Genomic DNA, 20257 nt, shown 5'->3' with positions numbered 1-20257 from the left:
ACGGTGCAGTCGAACGCCACGGCGACCGGCGGCAGCACGGCGATCAACATCAGCGTTTTCGCCGTGTTCGTGCTGATCACCCTCTACATCGTCTACCGCGCGAGCAGCCGCAACGCCACGGCGTCGGACTACTACGCGGCGGGCAGCAGCTTCACCGGGCCGCAGAACGGGATCGCGCTGTCCGGCGACTTCCTGTCCGCGGCCTCGTTCCTCGGCATCTCCGGCGGCATCGCCGTGCACGGCTACGACGGCTTCCTGTACTCCGTGGGCTGGGTCGTGGCCTGGCTGCTGGGCCTGATGGTGATCGCGGAGCGGCTGCGCAACACCGGCCGGTTCACCCTCGGCGACGTGCTGGCGTTCCGGATGAAGCAGCGCCCGGTGCGGGCGGCGGCGGCGAACGCGACGCTGGTGATCTCGCTGTTCTACATGATCGCGCAGATGGCGGGCGCGGGCGCGTTGATGGCGCTGCTGCTCGACGTGCACACCCGCACGGGCCAGGCCGTGGTCATCGCCGTGGTCGGTGTGGTGATGGTCCTCTACGTGCTGCTCGGCGGCATGAAGGGCACGACCTGGGTGCAGATCATCAAGGCCGTGCTGCTCCTGCTGTGCGTCGGCTTCATGACCGTGTTCCTGCTCGGCAAGTTCGGCTTCAGCCTGTCCGCGATCATGGAGACGGGCGCGCGGCACTCCCCGCTTGGCGAGGGCGTGCTGGACCCCGGCTCGAAGTACGGCGGCGGCGCGCTGGCCAAGCTCGACTTCGTGTCGCTCGCGCTCGCCCTGGTGCTCGGCGTGACCAGCCTCCCCCACGTGCTGATGCGCTTCTACACGGTGCCGAACGCGCGCGAGGCCCGCCGCTCCGTGGTCTGGGCGACGATGCTGATGGCCGCGTTCTACCTGTGCACGCTGGTCATCGGGTTCGGCGCGATGGCGCTGGTCGGCTCGGACACGATCGCCGGTGCCCCCGGTGGCGAGAACTCGGCGGCGCCGCTGCTCGCGTTCGAGATCGGCGGCGCGGTCCTGCTCGGCGTCGTGGCGGCGGTCGCGTTCGCCACGATCCTCGCCGTGGTCGCGGGCCTGACGCTGACCGCGTCCGCGTCGTTCGCCCACGACGTCTACGCCAACGTGATCAAGCGCGGCAACGCCGACCCGCGCTCGGAGATCAGGGTCGCCCGGCTGACCGCGGTGGTGGTCGGTCTGCTCGCGATCGTCGGCGGCATCGCGGCGAGCGGGCAGAACGTGGCGTTCCTGGTGGCGCTCGCGCTGGCGCTGGCCGCGTCGGCGAACCTGCCGACCATCCTGTTCTCGCTGTTCTGGAAGCGGTTCAACACCACGGGCACGCTGTGGAGCATCTACGGCGGGCTGTCCTCGTCCGTGGTGCTGATCGTCTTCTCGCCCTCGATGTCCGGCTCGGCGAACTCGATCTTCCCCGGTGTCGACTTCCACTGGTTCCCGCTGGGCAACCCCGGCATCGTGTCGATCCCGCTGTCGTTCCTGTGCGGCTGGCTGGGCACCATGCTCAGCCGCTCCGGGGCGGACCCGGCCAAGCAGTCCGAGATGGAGGTCCGCTCGCTGACCGGTCTCGGCTCCGGGCTCAAGTAGTCGACCGCCCACTCCCGACGAGGGCCTGTGCCACCGGTGATCCGGTGGCACAGGCCGGTGGTCCGGAGGCGCGACCGTGGCCCGTCTACACCGGGCTGATGTCGATCCGGTCGAGGTCCGGCGCGTAGCCCGCGCCGCTGTCGAACACGACGGTGTTGGTCCCCGCCTTGAGGTTCACGACCAGCTCGTGCGCGGCCGCGGTGTTCCAGTCGGCCGTGGCCGGGAACTCGGCCCACACGGCGGGCGCGTCGTTCACGGTCACGCCGAACCAGCGCGGGTCGCCCGAGAGGTAGGACGCGGCCAGCCGGTAGGTGCCTGCCCTGGGCACGCGCACGTCGCGGAACTCGACCGAGCCGCCCTGGTAGAGGTCGCCGACCTTCCTGCCGCCCGAGCAGCCGGCGCAGTCCCGGACCGCGGCCCGGCCGCCGATCCGGCCCGACTCGGCCTCGATGCCGCCGGAGCGCTGCGCGGGCGTGACCTTGAACAGCCGCGAGCCGTGCGGGGGCAGCACGGCGCCGTACCCGCCGCCGAACGTGCCGATGTCCTTGCGCGCCCACAGGTCCCGCACCCGGCCCGCGCCGGACAGGCCGAGGTCGCTCCACCGGCCCTGCACCGCCTTGGGCGTGGAGGCGAGGTTGAACAGGGCCACGGTGAAGGAGCCGTCGGTGTTTTCCACCCACCACGTCTGCTGGTCGACGCCCTCCTCGACCGGCTTGGCGGGCCTGCCCTGCTGGTTGACCGCGAGCACCTCGGGGTTGGTCAGCAGCTGCTCGCCGAGCTCGTCGAGCTTCGTCACGTCGTCGCCGGTGTAGAGCGGGGCGGCCGCGATCGACCACAGCGTCATGTAGCTGCGGCGCTCGTCGGGGGTGATGCCGTCCATCCTCCCGTTGCCCACGTCGAGGGAGTCGAGGTCGTTCCAGCCGCCGGGTCCGGCGTGCCGGACCCACTGCGGCAGGTCGGCCCACCGGTTGTCGACGGAGTTCTCCCAGGTGACCAGGGTGTCGCAGTAGCACTCGACGTCGGTGTCGATGCGCCAGCCGTTGGTGTGGGCCTTCCAGGTGTCGATCGCGGCGATGTCGAGCGACCAGGACACCTCGAAGTGGATCTTGCGGCCGGTCGCGTCCAGCGCCTTGCGGTAGGCGGCGACCTCGTCGCGGTTGTCGTAGTCGGCCCCCGCCCTGCCGGAGCCGGGGCCGACGCCGTCGAGCTTGAAGAAGTCGATGCCCCAGCCCGCGAACATGGTGGCGATGGAGTCGACGTACTTCTGCGCGCACGGCTTGGCGAAGTCCAGCTTGTACGAGCTGTCCCAGCCGTTGGTCGTGCGCAGGTCGTCGTGGACGATGTCGTGCGTGCTGCACGCGGGCGCGCCCGCGATCGGGAAGTCGCCCTTGTCGTAGTTGACCTTCTCCAGCCCCACCGGCAGGTAGATGCCGGACTTCAGCCCCTTGCGGTGGATCTGGTCGGCGACGTGCTCGATGCCGTGCGGGAAGCGCTCGGGGTTCGTCTTCGGGCGGCCGTTGGTGTCGAAGTCCGGGACCCAGTCCCAGTTCATCCACCAGCCCGCGTCCATGTTGACGTAGGTGTAGCCGCTGGCCTTGAGCCTGGACGCGACCGCGTCGGCCTGCTTGAGGAGGTTGGCCTCCGTCAGCCAGCTGCCCATGCCCTTCGGGTTCAGGCCGGGGTGGTTGCTGGACTGCATGCTCCACGAGCTCCAGCCCATGTACGGCTTCGCGGCGAGCGGTCCGTCGGCGGCGGGCGCGGTCGCGGTGGTCTCCGGGGCCGACGCGACGGCGGGGGACGCCGGGCCGGGCGCCACGAGCGCCGCGGCGAGGACGGGCAGGACGGCGAGCGCCCTTCGCAGGGTGAGCGATCTGGACATGACTTCCCTTTCACCGGCAGGGGTGTGGCAGGGCAGGGGTGTTGGATCAGGGACGGAACAGTGCCTGGATCGAGACGGCGGCCGCGCCGCGCGCCCACTCCTCGAACGGCAGCGGGCGGATGATCAGCGCGCACTCGGCGACGCTCCCGAACGCCTGCGCCGTGAAGGCGGCGCGGACGTGCTCGTCGACCAGGTCGTAGGCGTCGAGCCCCTCGCCGGACAGGACGACGCGCTCGGGCCCGATCAGGTTGGCCATGGCGGCCAGAGCGAGGCCGATCGCGTGCCCGGCCTCGGCGAACACCGCGCGCACGGCCTCGTCACCGGCCCGCGCCCTGGCGACCGCCTCGTCGATCGGCAGCCCGGAGCGGGCCACGATCGCGCCGGTGGACGCGATGGCCTCGACGCACCCGGTGCCGCCGCAGTGGCACGGCTGGGAACCGCCGACCGGCACATGGCCCAGTTCGCCCGCGACGCCACGCGCGCCCGTGACCAGGCGGCCGTCCACGACGAGCGCGCAGCCGATGCCCGCGCCGACCGTGACCAGCGCGAACGAGCTGACACCGATGCCCTCGCCGAACCACTGCTCGGCGACCGCGAGCGCCTTGACGTCGTTCTCCAGTCGTACGGTCAGCCCGGTCGCCTCGGCGAGCAGGTCGCCCAGCGGGACGTCGCGCCAGCGCAGGAACGGCGAGTACCGGACGACGCCGCCGACCTGGTCGACGTCACCGGAGACGGCGACGCCGAGGCAGTAGGCGCGGTCGCGGTAGGGCGCGGCCAGCTCCGCCACGAGCGCCGCGAGCGCGGCGACGACGTCGGGCACGGCCGTGGAGGTGAGCGCGCGGTGGCGGGTGGCCCTGACCCTGGCCCGCAGGTCGCAGACGACGCCGATGAGGTCGTCACCGGTGATCTTGACGCCGATGAAGAACTCGCGGTCGGCGCGGATCGCGAGCGGGCTGCGGGGACGGCCCGCGCCCGGTCCGCTGCGCTCCTCGGAGGCGAGTTCCTCCAGGTAGCCCGCGTCGATGAAGGGACGCGCGGCCTTGGTCACCGCCGCGGAGGACAGTCCGGTGCGCCTGCCGACCTCGACGCGCGAGACCGGTCCCTGCGTGAGGACGGTGCTGAACACCGTCGCCGCCGCGGGGCTCGTGATCGGAGCCCGTTGGGGCCTCGTTGCCGCCATCGGGCAACGGTATGCCGAATAAATTAACTTCGTCAAGAAACTAATGATGGCCGAACACCGCCGGGGATCGGGTCCCCAGCGGTGATCAGCGGTCTTGCAGAGCCGCGCGGATGGTCGAGGCGAACCGCAGGGCCGCGGCGGCGTCGGCCTGCCGGAACCCCAGCGAGGGCTCGGCCAGTTCCAGTTCCAGCAGCAGCGGCGAGCCGTCGGCGCCGGTCACCAGGTCGACGCGGGCGTAGAGCAGGTCGGCCCGGCGGACGCCGAGCACCCCGGCCGCCGCGTCCACGACGTCCTCGGCGACCCGACGGCGGGCGGCGTCCGGTGCCGCGGGCGACAGCCGTTCGAGCACGTAGTGACCGGACTCGTCCATTTCCGCGTCCTCGGTCAACATCGCGCCTTTGGTGAAGGCGTGCGAGTACTGGCCGCCGAAGAAGACCATCGCCGTCTCGCCGTGCTCGTCCACGGTCGACTGGTAGGGCTGGAGCAGCGCGGGCACGCCCAGCGCCTTCCAGTGCGCGTCGGCCGCCGCGTGGTCGCCGTCGGCCACCCGCAGCGCGCCCACCGACCCCGCCCCGACGGCGGGCTTCAGCACGAACTCGCCCGAGGGCCACTCCGGCTCGTCACCGGGCCGCAGCAGCGTGGTCGGCACGATCGGCACACCGGCGTCCGCGAGTTCGACCATGTACGACTTGTCGGTGTTCCACCGCACCACCGGCAGCGGGTTGGCCAGCGCGGGCACCGACTCGCACCAGGCCAGGAACTCCGGCAGCCGCTCGGTGTAGTCCCACGGCGTGCGCAGCACGACCAGGTCGGCCGACGCGAAGTCCGCGCCGGAGTCCCAGGGCGCCCACTCGACGTGCACGCCGACGTCCACGAGGGCGTCGACGACCGCGTCGTCGTCGCTGTCGCCGGAGGGCAGTTCGGCGCAGGAGACGAAGACGACCTTCATCGACCGGCCATCTTGCGCCGGTGCGCCGGACCGATCCGCAGCGCGGCCGTCGTCTCCCGGTCCCACTCAGCGGGCTCCAGGTCGGCGACCTGCTCGACGAGCGCCTCGGCCGTGGCCACGTCGGGCAGCACCACGTCGCCCAGCGCGCCGTCGTCGGCGCCCACGAGCACGACCCGCACGCCCGCGCGTCCGACCGGTTCCACCACCGCGCGCGAACCCTTGCCGTGCTGGGCGACGAACGCCGTCGCCGACTTCACCGCCGCCTTCGGGGGCATGGCGGGCTTGCCGCCTTCGTCCTTCACGTCGTCAGCCACCCGTCAACTCTAGAACCCGCCGGTAACTCCGCGCAGGTGATCACCCTCTCCCCCCGCTGCGGGTAACTTCCCGCAGGTGACCGATCACAACGCACTTCCCGGCCTGGTCGACGGCGTGCTCGCGTGGCACTTCGACCGTTCACCGGGTCAGGCCGCCATGCTGGGCTCGCTGGAGCACGACCGGACGTTCGGCGACTTCAGCGCCGACGGGTTCGCCGCGCAGGAGCGCGAGGCGGGCGAGTGGCTCGCCCGGTTCGAGGCGGTGCCGATCGACGGACTGGGTCTGGAGGAGTCGGTCGACCGCGACCTGCTCGTCGCGGTGCTGCGGGGGCAGCGCGCGAAGGCGACCTGGCCCGCGTGGCGGCGCGACCCGTCGATCTACCTGTCCGCGGTGCTGTTCCCGCTGTTCACGGCGTTCCTGAACCGGCTGCGCCCGGAACCGGAACTGGTGGACTCGGTGGTGGCGCGGCTGGCCGAGGTGCCGTCCGTGCTCGCCGCGTGCCGGGCCAACCTGGATCCGGGGCTGGCCGCGCCGATCATCGTCCGGCGCGCCATCGGCCAGGCGAGGTCCGGCCGGTCGTTCCTCACCCGGTCGCTGCCCGCCGAGGTCGCCGACCCCGACCTGCGCGCCAGGCTCGCGGCCGCCGCCGAGCCCGCCGCGGCCGCGTTCGACGAGCTGGCCGGGTTCCTGGAGGACTTCGCCGAGCGCGCCACCGGAGACTGGCGGATGGGCGAGGAGCTGTACTCCACGCTGCTGCGTGACCAGGAGGTCCTCGGCTACGGCGCGGCGGAGCTGCACCAGCGCGGGATCGCCGCGTACGCCGACCTCGAAGCCGAGATGAACGAGCTGGCCGCCCCCCGGCACTGGCACGACGTGATGCTGGGGTTGCAGGACGACCACCCGCCGACGCTGGAGGCCATGCGCGCCGAGTACGAGGCGGAGACCAGGCGGGCGCGGGCGTTCCTGGCCGAGCACGGGCTGGTCACGTTCGCCGACGGCGAGGAGTGCCGGGTCGTCCCGTCGCCGGAGTTCCAGCGCCCGGTGCTCTCGGTCGCCTCCTACATGTCTCCCCCGCCGCTGACCGCCGCCAGGACCGGCCACTTCTTCGTGCCGTACACGCCGGACGACTTCACCCCCGACCAGGTCGCACAGCGGCTGCGCACGAACTCCCGCGCGCAGCTCGCGTCCGTCGCCGTCCACGAGGCCTACCCCGGCCACCACTGGCACCTGTCGTGGCTGGCCGCGCAGGACCGGCCGGTGCGCAAGGTGCTGCGCACGCCGTACTTCTCCGAGGGCTGGGCGCTCTACGCGGAGAAGCTGCTGCGCGAACACGGCTACTTCACCGAGCCCGCGAAGGAGTTGGCGCACCTCGAGGCGCGGCTGTTCCGCGCGGCGCGCATGATCGTGGACACGGCCCTGCACTGCGGCGACCAGACCCCCGAGGAGGCCGAGGTGTTCATGACCACCAAGGCCTCCCTCACGCCGGGCACGGCCAAGGGCGAGGTCACCCGGTACTGCGCGTGGCCGACGCAGGCGCCGTCCTACCTCACCGGCGCGCTGGAGATCGACGGGATCCGCGCCGACTACCTCGCCGCGGGCAGGGGCACCCTGCGCGAGTTCCACGACACGATCGCCGGTTCCGGCGCGCTGCCGCTCGGCCTCGCGCGACGCGTGGCCCTCGGCGGATGACCAAGAAGACAAGGATGGGGACCGTTATGCCCAAGGCAGTGCTCGTTCGCACGACCGGTGGACCCGAGGTCCTGGAGTTCACCGACGTGGACCCGAGGGAACCGGGGCCCGGCGAACTGCTCGTGACCGTGGCCGCGGCGGGCGTCAACTACATCGACACCTACCACCGCTCCGGCCTCTACCCGCTGGAACTGCCGCTCGCACTGGGCCTGGAGGGCGCGGGCACCATCACCGCCACCGGCCCCGACGTCACCGGTTTCGCCGTCGGCGACCGGGTCGCGTGGCACGACTCGATCGGCAGCTACGCCGAACAGGTCGTCGTGAAGGCGGACGGCGCCGTCCCCGTGCCCGACGAGGTCGACGACGAGACCGCCGCCGCCACCATGCTCCAGGGCCTGACCGCGCACTACCTGGTCACCTCCACCTACCCCATCCACGCGGGCGACACCGTGCTGGTGCACGCCGCAGCGGGCGGCGTCGGCCAACTCCTCGTGCAACTCGCGAAGTCGCGCGGCGCACGCGTCATCGCCACCGTCTCCACCGCCGCCAAGGAAACCCTCGCCCGCGAGGCAGGCGCCGACGAGGTGATCCGCTACTCCGAGGTCGACTTCGCCCCCGAGGTCCGCCGCCTCACCGACGGCGTGGGCGTCAACGCCGTGTACGACGGCGTCGGCAAGGACACCTTCGACGGCAGCCTCTCGGTCCTCAAGCCACGCGGCTTCATGGTCCTCTACGGCGCCGCCAGCGGCCCAGTGCCCCCGGTCGACCCGCAACGCCTCAACGCCGCGGGCTCCGTCTACCTCACCCGCCCCAAGCTCGGCGCCTACGTCGCCACCCGCGACGAACTCGAATGGCGCGCAGGCGAACTCTTCGCCGCCATCGCCGACGGCTCCCTCAAGGTCGCCGTGGGCGCCCGCTACCCCCTCGCCGAAGCCCGCCAGGCCCACGAGGACCTGGAAGGTAGGCGCACCACCGCCAAACTCCTGCTCATCCCCTGAAAACGCAACATGAACGCCACCGGCCAGGCCACCACCTGACACCGGGAGGAGGGCTGGGACGTCATCGACCCACCAGCCCTCCCCAGTCCGATGTGGACACACGGCAAAACAGGCCGAACAGGACGCCACCACCGGCAAGCAACATCAGTGACACCAACAAAAACCTAACCGCCACCTAGTAGACCGTCGCTTTTAACCTTTGGGGTAGAGTTGGCGGAGTCGGGTGCGGGCGTCGTCGGTGGTGAATTGCCACCGGACTTGACGCTGTTCGGTGTTGATGGCGTGCTGCCAGGCGGCGAGTTCGGTGTTGAGGGTGTCGAGGTCGCTGATGCGGCGGTCGAGGCATTGCCGTGACAGCGCGGACAGTTCGATCTCGGCGATGTTGAGCCAGGACCCGTGTTTGGGGGTGTGGTGGATCTCCAGGCGCTGGGCCAGGTTGAAGGCCTCGCCGGGTTCGAACGCTTCGTAGAGCGAGGCGATGCCGTGGGTGTTGAGGTTGTCCATGACCAGTACCCCTGTTTCGGCGTCGGGGTAGTCCACGGTCAGGAGCTGTTTGACCTGCCCGGCCCAGTCGAGTTTGGTGCGCCGGGCCAGGGCGTGGACACGGCGCCACCCGCGCAGGGGTTCTGCCCACACGAAGATCGAGCAGGTGCCACACCGGACGTATTCGCTGTCCTGGCGGGCATCGCGGCCTGGCCGGGCAGGCAGCGGGTCACGGACCTCGCCCAGGAACTGGAAGGGTTTTTCGTCCATGCACACGACCGGACGGGCAGGATCGTGCGGGCGGGCGTAGACGGCGAGCACGTCTTCCAAACGGGCGGCGAACTCCGCGTTCGCCCGCGGCGGGATGTTCCAGCACTTCCTCAGATGAGGACGCAGTTCCGTTTTTTCAAACCCGACCGATGGTCGAGTGGTCCAGATTCGGGATGTCCTCGGTGAGTTCGACGTGCTTTTCCAGCAGCCGCAACGACCACCGGGCATACCCTGCCGGCGGCGCCGAGCACGCCAGCGCGATCAGTCGAGCCTCCACCTCACCAGTCACCGGCGACGGCACCGGCGGAAGATCCCGCTTTTTGCGCGAGATCGTGGCCAGCACATCACCACCGGTCTCGGCAAACCGCCTGGCGACCAGCCGCAGCGTCTCGCCCGAGACCTCGAGCCGAGCCGCCACCACTTCCTTTGGATCAGGCTCGCCCACCGAGATGTCCAAGGCGAGCAACACCCGCGCACGCATGATCGACGATGCCGGATGCACACCCGTCGTGGTCCATCGGATCAACTCCTCACGATCCCGCGCCGACAACCTGACCGGCCGCTTCAACTGCGAAATCACCACACCAGTCCTTGTCCGGCAGGGAAAGGGCCTGCCGGACAACAGCCTCCCAGCCACAAGCATCAAAACTAAGCAGCGACATGCTACTAGTAGACCGTCGCTTCTAACTTTTGGGGTAGAGGTGTCGGAGTCGGGTGCGGGCGTCGTCGGTGGTGAAGTGCCAGTCGACCTGACGTTGGTCGGTGTTGGTGGCCTGCCGCCAGGCGGCGAGTTCGGTGTTGAGTAGGTCGAGGTCGTCGATGCGGCGGGTGAGGCATTGGCGGGTGAGTGCGGATAGTTCGATCTCGGCGATGTTGAGCCAGGACCCGTGTTTGGGGGTGTGGTGGATCTCCAGGCGTTGGGCCAATCCGAACGCCTTCGCCGGGTCGAAGGCCTGGTAGAGAGAGGCGATGGTGTGGGTGTTGAGGTTGTCCATCACCAGCACGACCTTCTCTGCCTCGGGGTAGTCCACGGTCAGGAGCCGCTCGACCTGGTGAGCCCAGTCGACCCTGGTCCGGCGAGGTCGGGCGTCCACGTATCGCCAGCCCTGCAAGGGTTCGACCCAGCAGAAGATCGCGCAGGTGCCGTGGCGGACGTATTCGCTGTCCTGTTTGAGGTCGTGTCCGGGGGTGGCGGGGATCGGGTCGCGGGCGTGGCCCAGCAGTTGGTAGGGCTTCTCGTCCATGCAGACCACCGGTCTGGTCGGGTCGTGGGGTCGGGCGTAGACGGAGAGGACGTCCTCCATCGCGGCGGCGAAGGCCGCGTTCGCCTTGGGTGGGATGGTCCAGCACTTCCTCAGATGAGGACGCAGCCTCGTTTTTTAGGATCCGTCCGATGGTGGAGTGGTCCAGGTCCGGGATGTCCTCGATGAGTGCGACGTGTTTCTCCAGCAGTCGCAGCGACCATCGCGCGTATCCCGCGGGCGGGGTCGAGCAGGCGAGTGCGATCAGCCTGGCCTCGACCTCGCCGGTCACCACCGAGGCCACCGGCGGAAACTCTCGCTTCTTGCGTGCGATCGTCGCGTGCACGTCACCGCCGGTCTCGGCGAACCGTTGGGCGATCAGGCGCAGGGTCTCGCCCGAGACCCCCAGACGTGCCGCGATCGCCTCCTTCGGATCGACCGCGCCGATCGAGGTGTCCAACGCGAGCAGCACCCGCGCCCGCATGATCGACGAAGCCGGGTGCACGCCCGTCCTGGTCACTCGGATCAACTCGTCACGATCTCGCTCGGTCAGCGTGACCGGATGTTTCTTCTGTGCGCCCATGGCGGCCGTCCTGTCCGGCGGGGGGAGAAAGCCTGCCGGAGACCAGTATCCCAGTTACGTCATAACTAAGCCACGACGCTCTACTAGCCGCCAGAAGCCGAACGCTCCATCCAAAACGGAGCCACCACACCCTGCCCGTCGCGGAGCGAGGCACAGCCCGATTACCCCATCGGCGCAGCCGCCCCCTCGCACCCGGCGCGGAGCGCCCGTGGCCCTGTCGGGCAACGCCCGATGCCCGACCGACGCGCAGCGAGGTGCCCCAAATCCGCACCGCCGCCACAAGCGAAGCCACACCTCCCCCTGCCCCCGATACACAGCGCCCTCCTGCCACACCACCGTTTGTCAAGGCATCTTTCCCGCCTTGACAAACGGTGGTGTGGCATTGAGACAATCGCGCGCCGGGGGCCGGGCTTCGCGGGGTTGAGCCCCACAAAAAAACCCGCCGACCCCAAAGGATCGACGGGCCACCACACCAAAAGATCAACCAGAAACCTGCACCGCGTCGATCACGAACACGAGCGTCTCCCCCGGCGGGATCGACCCCTGACCCTGCGGGTACCCCTTGTCCGACGGCACGACCAGCAGCCGCCGACCACCCTGCTTCAACCCGATCAACCCCTCGTTCCACCCGTCGATCACCGCTGCCTGCCCGATGTTCTCCAGGTCGAACGGCTTGCCGGAGTCCCAGGACGCCTCCCGCGTCTGCCGGTCGCTGAACGTCGCCAGCACGTAGTGCAGCGACGCCGTGGACCCCTGCTTGATCTCCGGTCCGGTGCCCGGTTCCACGTCCTTCACCACAAGCCCGTCCTGCGGCTTGCACCCGGAGGGGACCGTGATCGTGGGCTTGCTCCCGAGCGCCCCCTCCACCTTGAAGTCGTCCGGCGAGCAGGGCGGCCCGCTGGCGGGCGACACCGCGCTGGGCTGTGCTTCCGGGCTGGCGGACGGCTGCGCCGCGGGCGTGGAGGCCCCGCTGGTCAGGGTGGACGGTCGATCGCTGGCCGTGCACGCGACGGTGGAGAGTCCGGCGGACAGCAGGGTGACGAGGATCAGGGCCGTACGGCCGACAGTACGCATGGTTGCGGAGCTTAGGTGGAGCGTCCGACCGACTGACGCCCAGGCCCACCGGTGGCCCAACACCCTTCACCGTGCGCGCACGGCCGTCGAAAAGAACGCGATCAAACCACCACTAATTGCGTCTTTCATACGTTCACGCCTGCGCGTACAGTGACTCTTCGCACTTGATCGGGTACGCAAAGCATTAGCCCGATCGGGCGCGAGCCTAGGAGGTGACTTTGTGTCCGCGGACGCCAGGGGCATCCGCAGCAACCTGTTGCAGGAATTGTTTTGGACCCGAACAGGCCTGCTCCTGCTGAGCCTTATCGTCACTTCGGGGACATGCCTGATTATTTCCAGTGGCATGGATCCCGGTATGTTGAAGAATTTCCTGACCTCGATCGGCACCGGCACCATGATCTCCGCCGTGGTCGGTTTCGGGCAGACGCTGCTGACCAGCTCGGCCACGCAGCGCGCGCTCGTGACCCCCGTCGTCGAGGAGAGCCGCAAGGCCCTCCAGGAGTTGACCGCCGAGTACCGCGCGCTCGACCGCGAGTTCTTCCCCAGCCACGTGTTCGAGCCAACCGCGAAGCCCGACCCGGCGTTCAACCAGGTCATGATGCAGGACCTCGACCGCACCCGGCTGTACTGCTTCCGCGGCTTCGCGGGCAGGTACGCGGCGTGCAGACTGCTGTTGTCGCAGTCGGAGTGCGAGTTGCGGGCCGTGCTCGCGGACCCGCGCGACGGCAGCGCCATCGGCGACCGGGCGAGGTACCTGCTCCGCAACGAGGGTGCCGATGGCGACTACGACGGCATCCAGAGTCAGCTGCGCGAGCAGATCTCCATCGGGCTCGTGGGCCTCTTCCTGGCCCGCGGCCGGTGCAGCCGGATCGACGTCACGATCATCTCGGACCTGCCGGTGGAACGATTGGAGCTGTTCGACGACAGCGTGTGGCTTTCGCTCTACAGCAACACCAGTGCGGGTGTGATCCGGCTCTACCCGCGGACGCTGCGCTTCTCGGAAGGCTCATTCCTGTACGGGATGGAAAGAGCCGAGTTCCTCCGGGTCAGCAAATCCCGAGCCGGGCAGCACTTCGTGATCGGACCGAACACGACCCGCGTGGAATTCTTCGCGCTGTTCGAGAAGATCACCGGTGCGTCGCTGTCCGACAGCGACTTCCAATCACTAGAGGAGAAGTTCCACACATTCCGCCGGGAATTCTCGGCCTTTGCTCAGCTGGGGAGCTGATAGCGGTGCCCACCGACTTGACCGGGCTGGCCACCATCACCGAACTCGCGTCCGGGATCACCGCGGCCGGTCCCCCTGCCGTCGACCGGTGGTCCGACGTCGGATCGCTGTTCGACACGTGGGCGGCCCGACCGGGGTTGCGGGAGCGGCTGCGCGGCCACCTGCGCGCCCTTCCGCCCCAGGAGAGGACACGGGTCGTCACGCGGTCGCGCGAGACCACCACGCACTTCGCGTGGTGCCTGCGCGACGAGCCGACCGAGCCGTTCACGTTCTGGTTGCACGAGTACAAACCGCAGCGGGACTGGCGCCACGGGTACGCCGATTCCGTCCACAACCACCGGTACCACTTCTGCACGACGATCCTGTCGGGCTCCTACCTGCACGAGAGGTACACCGCGCGGCTCGACGACGGCGGATCGGCCATCCTGTCCGCCGAGCTGCTGCGCCGGACCGAGTGCCCGGCGGGGACGTCGGGCACGATGCTGGCGCACGAGTTCCACCGCATCCCGGTGGCCGAGGACGACACGATGACGTTCCTGGTCAAGTCCCGCGCGGTGCGCCCGTGGAGCCTGTCGTTCGACCCGGACACGCGGTCCAGCCACCGGCACGTGCCGGTCGAGTCGCGGTTGGAGGAACTGACGAACCAGCTCTAAGGATCACCGGCGCGACCTACCATCGGCCCACCCGACCAGGGAGGGTTCCGATGCGTGTCCGAAACGCACTTTCGACCGAGGTCATGACCGGGGTGGAGCGGCGCGTGTGGGAGTTGTGCACGCGCTTGGCTCCCCAATTGCAGTTCCACGGCTGGCACCACGTCAGCTTCGTGCGCGACAAGTCGGTGCACTTCGCCGAGCGCAACGGCTCCGACGTGGACGTGGTGCACGTCGCGGCGCTGGTGCACGACGTCAACTACGTCGTCCGCCGCAACTCGCCCGCCGCGGAGGGCAGCGACCTGCGGATGCGGATCCTCGCCGACGCCGGCGTGGACGCCGCCACCTCGGACTGGATCGACCGGATCGTGGACGAGGCGGAGATGCGCAACCGCCACCGCGACATCTCACCGGAGGCGCAGGCCCTGTCCGACGCGGACACCCTGTTCAAGGCCCTGCCGGTGACCCCGGTGGTGCTGGCGCACAAGTACCTGCTGGAGAACGGCATCACCCTGCGCGAACTCGCGCACAAGATCGTCGGCGAGCAGCAGGACAAGCAGGACGACGGCTACTACTTCTACGACCCCGAAGCGGCCGCCACGTACTCGCGCTGGGCGACCGCGAACCTGGAACTGTGGCAGTGCATCGTCGAATCCCTCGACGACCCGTGCGTGACCGATCTGCTCGCCGCCGTGTCCTGACCCCGTGCCCCGTTCGGGGGCCTCGCGGTCGACGCGGTGCGGGGAAGGACACCAATGCACCCCAACGGCAATCGCGGGACCTACGAAACCGTCGCCATCGAGGTGGACGACCACGGCATCGGCTGGCTGTACTTCGACCGGCCGCACAAGCGCAACGCCATGAGCCCGACCCTGAACCAGGAGATGGCCAGGGCTCTCGACGAACTGGAGGCGGACGAGGCGGTCCGCGTGGTCGTGCTCACCGGCCGCGGCGATTCGTGGTCGGCGGGCATGGACCTCAAGGAGTACTTCCGCGAGGTCGACGACGCCCCCGGCCACGTCGAGGCCAGGGTCAGGCGCCAGTCCAGCGAGTGGCAGTGGCGCAGGCTCATGAACTTCATCAAGCCCACCATCGCCATGGTCAACGGCTGGTGCTTCGGCGGCGCCTTCACCCCTTTGGTCGCCTGCGACCTCGCCATCGCCTCCGAGGACGCCACCTTCGGCCTGTCCGAGGTCAACTGGGGCATTCCCCCCGGCGGCCTGGTCTCCAGGGCGCTGGCCGAGACGGTCTCGTCGCGGGACGCCCTGTGGTTCATCATGACCGGCGAGACCTTCGACGGGAGGCGGGCCTCGGAGATGCGGCTGGTGAACGAGGCGGTGCCCGCGGACCGGCTCAAGGAGCGCACCACCGAGGTCGCCAAGAAGCTCGCCGCCACCAACCCGACGGTGCTCAGGGCCGCCAAGATCGGCTTCCGCAAGGTCCAGCAGATGTCCTGGGACCAGGCGGAGGACTACCTGTACGCCAAGCTCGACGCGACCACCGGCCACGACCCCGAGCGCGCCAAGGTCCAGGGGCTCTCGCGGTTCCTCGACGACAAGTCCTACCGGCCGGGACTCAAGTCCTTCGAGGACCGCTCGGAGGGCTGACCTGTGGGCGGACGGCTCTGGGGGCCCGGAGCCGTCCGCAGGGGTTCACCCCTTGGTCAGGAGCGGGCCACCGCGCGGATCCGGAAGGCGGCAGCGCCTAGAACGGCCAGCCGAGGACGGGCAGGCCGACGACCGCGTCGACGGCGAGGCCGCAGAACACCAGCATCAGGTACAGGTTCGACATGTGGAAGAACTTCATGGTGTTCGTCGACCCGCCCTTGCGGACCACGTTGTGCAGCTTGTGCGCGAACACCGCGAACCACACGCCGGACACCGCGGCCACGGCCACGTAGATCCAGCTGGTCACCGGCGCCAGCAGCAGCGTGCACACCACGGTGATCCACGAGTAGATCACGATCTGCCTGGTCACCTGCTGCGCGGTCGCGACCACCGGCAGCATCGGCACGCCGGCCCGCGCGTAGTCCTCCTTGAACTTCATCGCCAGCGCCCACGTGTGCGGCGGGGTCCAGAAGAAGATCACGCCGAACATCACGAGGGCGGGCCAGCCGACCGTGCCGGTCACCGCCGACCAGCCGATGATCACCGGCATGCACCCGGCCATCCCGCCCCAGATGATGTTCTGCGACGTGCGCCGCTTGAGCACCAGCGTGTAGACGAAGATGTAGAACAGGATCGTCGCGACGGCGAAGACCGCGGACATCAGGTTCGTGGTGATCCACAGGAAAGCGAACGACAGCACGCCGAGCACCACGCCGAACACCAGGGCGTTGCGCGGCGGGATCGTCTGCTGGGCCAGCGGCCGGGAGGTGGTCCGCTTCATCACCGAGTCGATGTCGGCGTCCACGTAGCAGTTCAGCGCGTTCGCGCTGCCCGCGGCCAGCGTCCCGCCCGCCAGCGTGCACGCGATCAGCCACAGCGGCGGCACGCCGCGGGCGGCCAGCAGCATCGCCGGGATGGTCGTGATCAGCAGCAGCTCGATGACGCGGGGCTTCGTCAGCGCCACGTAGGCGCCCACCACCTGTCGGGGCGACCGCGCCGGGGCCTCGGTGACGGCACTCATCGCGTCGCGCTCCTCTACCAGGTCGGGGATGCCGGAAGCCTAACCGCGTGGCGGCGGCCACAGCAGGCCGGGGCCGTCCCGATCGGACCTGAACAGATCAACAGCCCCGTCCGTATGACTCCGCACCACCTTGTGCCGACACGCACAGTCGTGTCGTTCGCGCTCAGATCACATGCGCGGACCCTCGGGACTAGGCTGGGAGGAGGACGAGGGAACCCGCGGGAACAGGTCGGCTGTATCGATGGAGAAGACCGTTTCCGCCTACGTGAGAGTGGAGCTGTGTCCGTGTCCGTGAGCGACGACGTCACCCGGTTGACCGAGGCCCATCTGCCCGACGACTGGACCGAGCTGGACAAGCGAGCGGTGGACACGGTGCGCGTTCTCGCGGCCGACGCCGTGCAGAAGGTCGGCAACGGCCACCCCGGCACTGCGATGAGCCTGGCGCCCTTGGCCTACACCCTCTTCCAGCGCGTCATGCGGCACGACCCCGCCGACGCCGACTGGATCGGCCGCGACCGCTTCGTGCTGTCCGCGGGCCACTCCAGCCTGACGCTGTACATCCAGCTGTTCCTCGCCGGGTACGGCCTGGAGGTCGAAGACCTCAAGGCGTTGCGCACGTGGGGTTCCAAGACCCCCGGCCACCCCGAGTACCGGCACACCAACGGCGTCGAGATCACCACCGGCCCGCTGGGCCAGGGGCTCGCCTCCGCGGTGGGCATGGCGATGGCGGCCCGCCGCGAGCGCGGCCTGTTCGACCCCGAGACCGCGCCGGGCGAGAGCCCGTTCGACCACGACATCTTCGTGATCGCCTCCGACGGCGACATCGAGGAGGGCGTGACGTCCGAGGCGTCCTCGCTCGCGGGCACCCAGCAGCTGGGCAACCTGACGGTCGTCTACGACGACAACAAGATCTCGATCGAGGACGACACCACGATCGCGCTCAGCGAGGACACGGCCAAGCGCTACGAGGCGTACGGCTGGCACGTGCAGGTCGTCGAGGGCGGCGAGAACGTCACCGACCTGGAGGCCGCGCTCAAGGCCGCGAAGGCCGAGACCGGCAGGCCGTCGTTCATCCTGCTGCGCACGATCATCGGCTACCCGTCGCCCAAGAAGATGAACACCGGCGCGGCGCACGGCGCGGCGCTGGGCGACGACGAGGTCAAGGCCGTCAAGGTCGCGCTCGGCTTCGACCCGGAGAAGACCTTCGAGGTCTCCGACGAGGTCCTGGCGCACGCCCGCGAGGTCGGCAAGCGCGGCGAGCACGCGAAGGCGGAGTGGCAGAAGGGCTTCGACGCGTGGGCGCAGGCCAACCCGGAGCGCAAGGCGCTGCTGGACCGGCTCGTCGCGAAGAAGCTGCCCGAGGGGTGGACCGACTCGCTGCCGACCTACCCGGTCGACGCGAAGGGCACCTCGACCCGCAAGGCCTCCGGTGAGGTCATCAACGCGGTCGCGGGTGTGCTGCCCGAACTGTGGGGCGGTTCCGCCGACCTCGCCGAGAGCAACCTGACGTCGATCAAGGGCGAGAAGTCCTTCGGTCCGGCGAGCATCTCCACCGGGATGTGGAAGACCGACCCGTACGGCCGCACGCTGCACTTCGGCGTCCGCGAGCACGCGATGGGCTCGATCCTCAACGGCATCGCGCTGCACGGCCCGACCCGGCCCTACGGCGGCACGTTCATGGTGTTCTCCGACTACATGCGCCCGGCCGTGCGGCTCGCGGCGATCATGGAGGCGTCGGTCACCTACGTGTGGACGCACGACTCCATCGGTCTGGGCGAGGACGGCCCGACGCACCAGCCGGTCGAGCACCTCTCCGCGCTGCGCGCGATCCCCGGCCTGGCCGTGGTCCGCCCCGGCGACGCGAACGAGACCGCGTACGCGTGGCGCACGATCCTGGAGAACGCCGCCCCCGCGGGCCTGGCGCTGACCCGGCAGAACGTGCCGACCCTGGAGGGCACCTCCTACGAGGGCGTGTCCAAGGGCGCGTACGTGCTGTCCGAGGCTTCCGGCGGCACGCCGCGGCTGGTGCTGGTCGGCACCGGCTCGGAGCTCCAGATCGCCGTCGAGGCGGCCAAGGTGCTGGAGGGCGAGGGCGTTCCCACCCGCGTCGTGTCCATGCCGTGCTTCGAGTGGTTCGAGGCGCAGGACAAGTCCTACCGCGACAGCGTGTTCCCGCCGTCGGTCAAGGCGCGGGTCGCGGTCGAGGCGGGCATCGCCCAGTCGTGGCACCGCTGGGTCGGCGACGCGGGCGAGATCGTCTCGATCGAGCACTTCGGCGCTTCCGCCGACTACCAGACCCTGTTCAAGGAATTCGGTTTCACGACCGAGAACGTCGTCGCGGCGGCTCACACCTCGCTGCGGAATGTGGAGGAGAGCAAGTGAGCAACCCCAACCTGACCGCTCTCAGCGAGGCCGGCGTCTCCATCTGGCTGGACGACCTGTCCCGCGAGCGGCTCAACACCGGCAACCTGGCCTCGCTGGTCAGCGACAAGAACGTGGTCGGCGTGACCACGAACCCGACGATCTTCGCGAGCGCCCTGTCGAAGGGCGAGGCCTACGACGAGCAGGTCCGGGAGCTGGCCGCGCGCGGCGCGAGCACCGAGGCCACCGTCAAGGAGATCACCACGACGGACGTGCGCACCGCGTGCGACCTGTTCCGCGACGTCTACACGGCCACCGACGGCGTCGACGGCCGGGTGTCCCTGGAGGTCGACCCGCGGCTCGCGGGCGACACCGACGCCACGGTCGCCGAGGCGCTCGACCTGTGGAAGACGGTCGACCGCCCCAACCTCATGGTGAAGATCCCGGCCAGCCTCGAGGGCATCCCCGCGATCACGAAGGTGATCGCCGAGGGCGTCAGCGTGAACGTGACGCTGATCTTCTCCACCGAGCGCTACCGGCACGTGATGGAGGCCTACATCTCGGGCCTGGAGCAGGCCAAGGCCAACGGCCACGACCTGTCCACCATCCACTCCGTCGCGTCGTTCTTCGTGTCCCGCGTGGACACCGAGATCGACAAGCGCCTCAACGCGATCGGCACCCCCGAGGCGCTCGCGCTGCGCGGCCAGGCCGCCATCGCCAACGCCCGGCTCGCGTTCGCCGCCTACGAGGAGACCTTCGCGGGCGAGCGCTGGGAGGCCCTCGCGGCCGCCGGCGCGCGGGCGCAGCGGCCGCTGTGGGCGTCGACCGGCGTGAAGGACCCGGCGTACTCGGACACGCGCTACGTGGACGAGCTCGTCGTCGAGAACGTCGTGAACACCATGCCGGAGAAGACCCTCGACGCGGTGGCCGACCACGGCAACGTCGTCGGCGACACCGTCACCGGTGGCGCCGAGGAGGCCCAGGAGGTCTTCGACGCGCTGGCGCAGGCGGGGATCGACATCGACGACGTGTTCATCACCCTCGAGACCGAGGGCGTCGAGAAGTTCGAGAAGTCCTGGGAAGAGCTGCTGGAGACCGTGACGGGCCAGCTCGACAAGGCGAAGGGCTGA

Annotated in this window: 18 protein-coding genes and 1 pseudogene; 9 read left to right on the top strand and 10 right to left on the bottom strand. The window is 69.6% G+C overall.

Annotation, left to right across the window (positions count from 1 at the left end):
• Positions 1-3: 3 nt before the first annotated feature.
• Entirely contained in the window at positions 4-1599 is a 1596-nt protein-coding gene (locus RM788_RS39845) for a monocarboxylic acid transporter (protein ID WP_315924973.1), read from the top strand.
• 85 nt (positions 1600-1684) lie between these two features.
• On the opposite strand, the gene RM788_RS39840 is transcribed toward RM788_RS39845, so the two are convergent.
• From RM788_RS39840 to RM788_RS39825, 4 genes are all read right to left on the bottom strand, one after another.
• Positions 1685-3478, bottom strand: a complete 1794-nt coding sequence (locus tag RM788_RS39840) for an alpha-galactosidase D (protein WP_315924971.1) — start codon at positions 3476-3478, stop codon at positions 1685-1687.
• Between the two features lie 46 nt (positions 3479-3524).
• Positions 3525-4658: an ROK family protein gene (locus RM788_RS39835; RefSeq protein WP_315924969.1), complete on the bottom strand. Its 1134-nt coding sequence runs from the start codon at positions 4656-4658 to the stop codon at positions 3525-3527.
• 85 nt (positions 4659-4743) lie between these two features.
• On the bottom strand, positions 4744-5607 hold the full coding sequence (locus tag RM788_RS39830) for a DcsG N-terminal domain-containing protein (RefSeq protein ID WP_315924967.1): 864 nt from the start codon (positions 5605-5607) through the stop codon (positions 4744-4746).
• Positions 5604-5882, bottom strand: coding sequence for a hypothetical protein (locus RM788_RS39825; protein WP_315934877.1), 279 nt, complete (start codon positions 5880-5882; stop codon positions 5604-5606). Before RM788_RS39825 ends, RM788_RS39830 begins: the two co-directional genes overlap by 4 nt.
• Positions 5883-5997: 115 nt before the next feature.
• Between RM788_RS39825 and RM788_RS39820 the strand changes: the two genes are divergently transcribed.
• Both RM788_RS39820 and RM788_RS39815 read left to right on the top strand, forming a co-directional pair.
• On the top strand, positions 5998-7611 hold the full coding sequence (locus tag RM788_RS39820) for a DUF885 domain-containing protein (RefSeq protein ID WP_315924965.1): 1614 nt from the start codon (positions 5998-6000) through the stop codon (positions 7609-7611).
• A gap of 26 nt (positions 7612-7637) precedes the next feature.
• A complete protein-coding gene (locus RM788_RS39815) occupies positions 7638-8609 on the top strand; it encodes a quinone oxidoreductase family protein (RefSeq protein WP_315924963.1) in 972 nt (323 codons plus the stop codon).
• 192 nt (positions 8610-8801) lie between these two features.
• Here RM788_RS39815 and RM788_RS39810 read toward each other — a convergent pair whose 3' ends face one another.
• From RM788_RS39810 to RM788_RS39790, 5 genes and pseudogenes are all read right to left on the bottom strand, one after another.
• Entirely contained in the window at positions 8802-9590 is a 789-nt protein-coding gene (locus tag RM788_RS39810; protein ID WP_315924961.1) for an IS630 family transposase, read from the bottom strand.
• A complete protein-coding gene (locus RM788_RS39805) occupies positions 9499-9942 on the bottom strand; it encodes a helix-turn-helix domain-containing protein (protein WP_315924959.1) in 444 nt (147 codons plus the stop codon). Before RM788_RS39805 ends, RM788_RS39810 begins: the two co-directional genes overlap by 92 nt.
• Before the next feature lie 103 nt (positions 9943-10045).
• Positions 10046-10702: an IS630 family transposase gene (locus tag RM788_RS39800; RefSeq protein WP_315934876.1), complete on the bottom strand. Its 657-nt coding sequence runs from the start codon at positions 10700-10702 to the stop codon at positions 10046-10048.
• A gap of 100 nt (positions 10703-10802) precedes the next feature.
• Positions 10803-11087: pseudogene (locus tag RM788_RS39795) on the bottom strand (helix-turn-helix domain-containing protein); the annotation flags it as partial.
• 579 nt (positions 11088-11666) lie between these two features.
• Positions 11667-12260, bottom strand: coding sequence for an FKBP-type peptidyl-prolyl cis-trans isomerase (locus RM788_RS39790; protein WP_315924956.1), 594 nt, complete (start codon positions 12258-12260; stop codon positions 11667-11669).
• Positions 12261-12480: 220 nt separating this feature from the next.
• Between RM788_RS39790 and RM788_RS39785 the strand changes: the two genes are divergently transcribed.
• From RM788_RS39785 to RM788_RS39770, 4 genes are read left to right on the top strand one after another with little or no spacing between them, the layout of a single operon-like run.
• Positions 12481-13488, top strand: coding sequence for a hypothetical protein (locus RM788_RS39785; RefSeq protein WP_315924954.1), 1008 nt, complete (start codon positions 12481-12483; stop codon positions 13486-13488).
• Positions 13489-13493: 5 nt separating this feature from the next.
• Positions 13494-14141 (top strand): hypothetical protein, encoded by a 648-nt coding sequence (locus RM788_RS39780; protein ID WP_315924952.1) that lies wholly within the window; start codon positions 13494-13496, stop codon positions 14139-14141.
• A 50-nt stretch (positions 14142-14191) separates the two neighbouring features.
• Positions 14192-14839, top strand: a complete 648-nt coding sequence (locus RM788_RS39775; RefSeq protein ID WP_315924950.1) for an HD domain-containing protein — start codon at positions 14192-14194, stop codon at positions 14837-14839.
• A 54-nt stretch (positions 14840-14893) separates the two neighbouring features.
• Complete coding sequence (locus RM788_RS39770) at positions 14894-15745, top strand: p-hydroxycinnamoyl CoA hydratase/lyase (protein ID WP_315924948.1); 852 nt, start codon at positions 14894-14896, stop codon at positions 15743-15745.
• Positions 15746-15842: 97 nt separating this feature from the next.
• Here the strand turns inward: RM788_RS39770 and RM788_RS39765 are convergent, their stop codons facing one another.
• The gene (locus RM788_RS39765) at positions 15843-16766 is read right to left on the bottom strand and encodes a heme o synthase (protein ID WP_315924946.1); all 924 of its coding nucleotides are present in this window, start codon (positions 16764-16766) and stop codon (positions 15843-15845) included.
• A 285-nt stretch (positions 16767-17051) separates the two neighbouring features.
• On the opposite strand from RM788_RS39765, the gene tkt reads away from it, so the two are divergent.
• On the top strand, positions 17052-19148 hold the full coding sequence (gene tkt, locus RM788_RS39760) for a transketolase (RefSeq protein ID WP_315924944.1): 2097 nt from the start codon (positions 17052-17054) through the stop codon (positions 19146-19148).
• Positions 19145-20257 carry a transaldolase gene (gene tal, locus RM788_RS39755; protein WP_315924942.1) on the top strand — a complete coding sequence of 371 codons (1113 nt, stop codon included), beginning with the start codon at positions 19145-19147 and terminating at the stop codon, positions 20255-20257. Before tkt ends, tal begins: the two co-directional genes overlap by 4 nt.

The sequence above is a fragment of the Umezawaea sp. Da 62-37 genome (genome assembly GCF_032460545.1).
Taxonomy (GTDB): Bacteria; Actinomycetota; Actinomycetes; order Mycobacteriales; family Pseudonocardiaceae; genus Umezawaea.
Note: the sequence above shows the minus strand (reverse complement) of the source record. Positions and strands in the feature narration are given on the sequence as shown.

What these genes read in the sequence shown, in the direction of transcription:
- RM788_RS39815 (WP_315924963.1), top strand. Translation starts at nt 7,638, where the DNA reads ATGCCCAAGGCAGTGCTCGTTCGCACGACCGGTGGACCCGAGGTCCTG.
- RM788_RS39790 (WP_315924956.1), bottom strand. Translation starts at nt 12,260, where the DNA reads ATGCGTACTGTCGGCCGTACGGCCCTGATCCTCGTCACCCTGCTGTCC.
- RM788_RS39775 (WP_315924950.1), top strand. Translation starts at nt 14,192, where the DNA reads ATGCGTGTCCGAAACGCACTTTCGACCGAGGTCATGACCGGGGTGGAG.
- RM788_RS39765 (WP_315924946.1), bottom strand. Translation starts at nt 16,766, where the DNA reads ATGAGTGCCGTCACCGAGGCCCCGGCGCGGTCGCCCCGACAGGTGGTG.
- RM788_RS39825 (WP_315934877.1), bottom strand. Translation starts at nt 5,882, where the DNA reads ATGCCCCCGAAGGCGGCGGTGAAGTCGGCGACGGCGTTCGTCGCCCAG.
- RM788_RS39835 (WP_315924969.1), bottom strand. Translation starts at nt 4,658, where the DNA reads ATGGCGGCAACGAGGCCCCAACGGGCTCCGATCACGAGCCCCGCGGCG.
- RM788_RS39840 (WP_315924971.1), bottom strand. Translation starts at nt 3,478, where the DNA reads ATGTCCAGATCGCTCACCCTGCGAAGGGCGCTCGCCGTCCTGCCCGTC.
- RM788_RS39830 (WP_315924967.1), bottom strand. Translation starts at nt 5,607, where the DNA reads ATGAAGGTCGTCTTCGTCTCCTGCGCCGAACTGCCCTCCGGCGACAGC.
- RM788_RS39810 (WP_315924961.1), bottom strand. Translation starts at nt 9,590, where the DNA reads ATGCCCGGTGGTCGTTGCGGCTGCTGGAAAAGCACGTCGAACTCACCG.
- RM788_RS39770 (WP_315924948.1), top strand. Translation starts at nt 14,894, where the DNA reads ATGCACCCCAACGGCAATCGCGGGACCTACGAAACCGTCGCCATCGAG.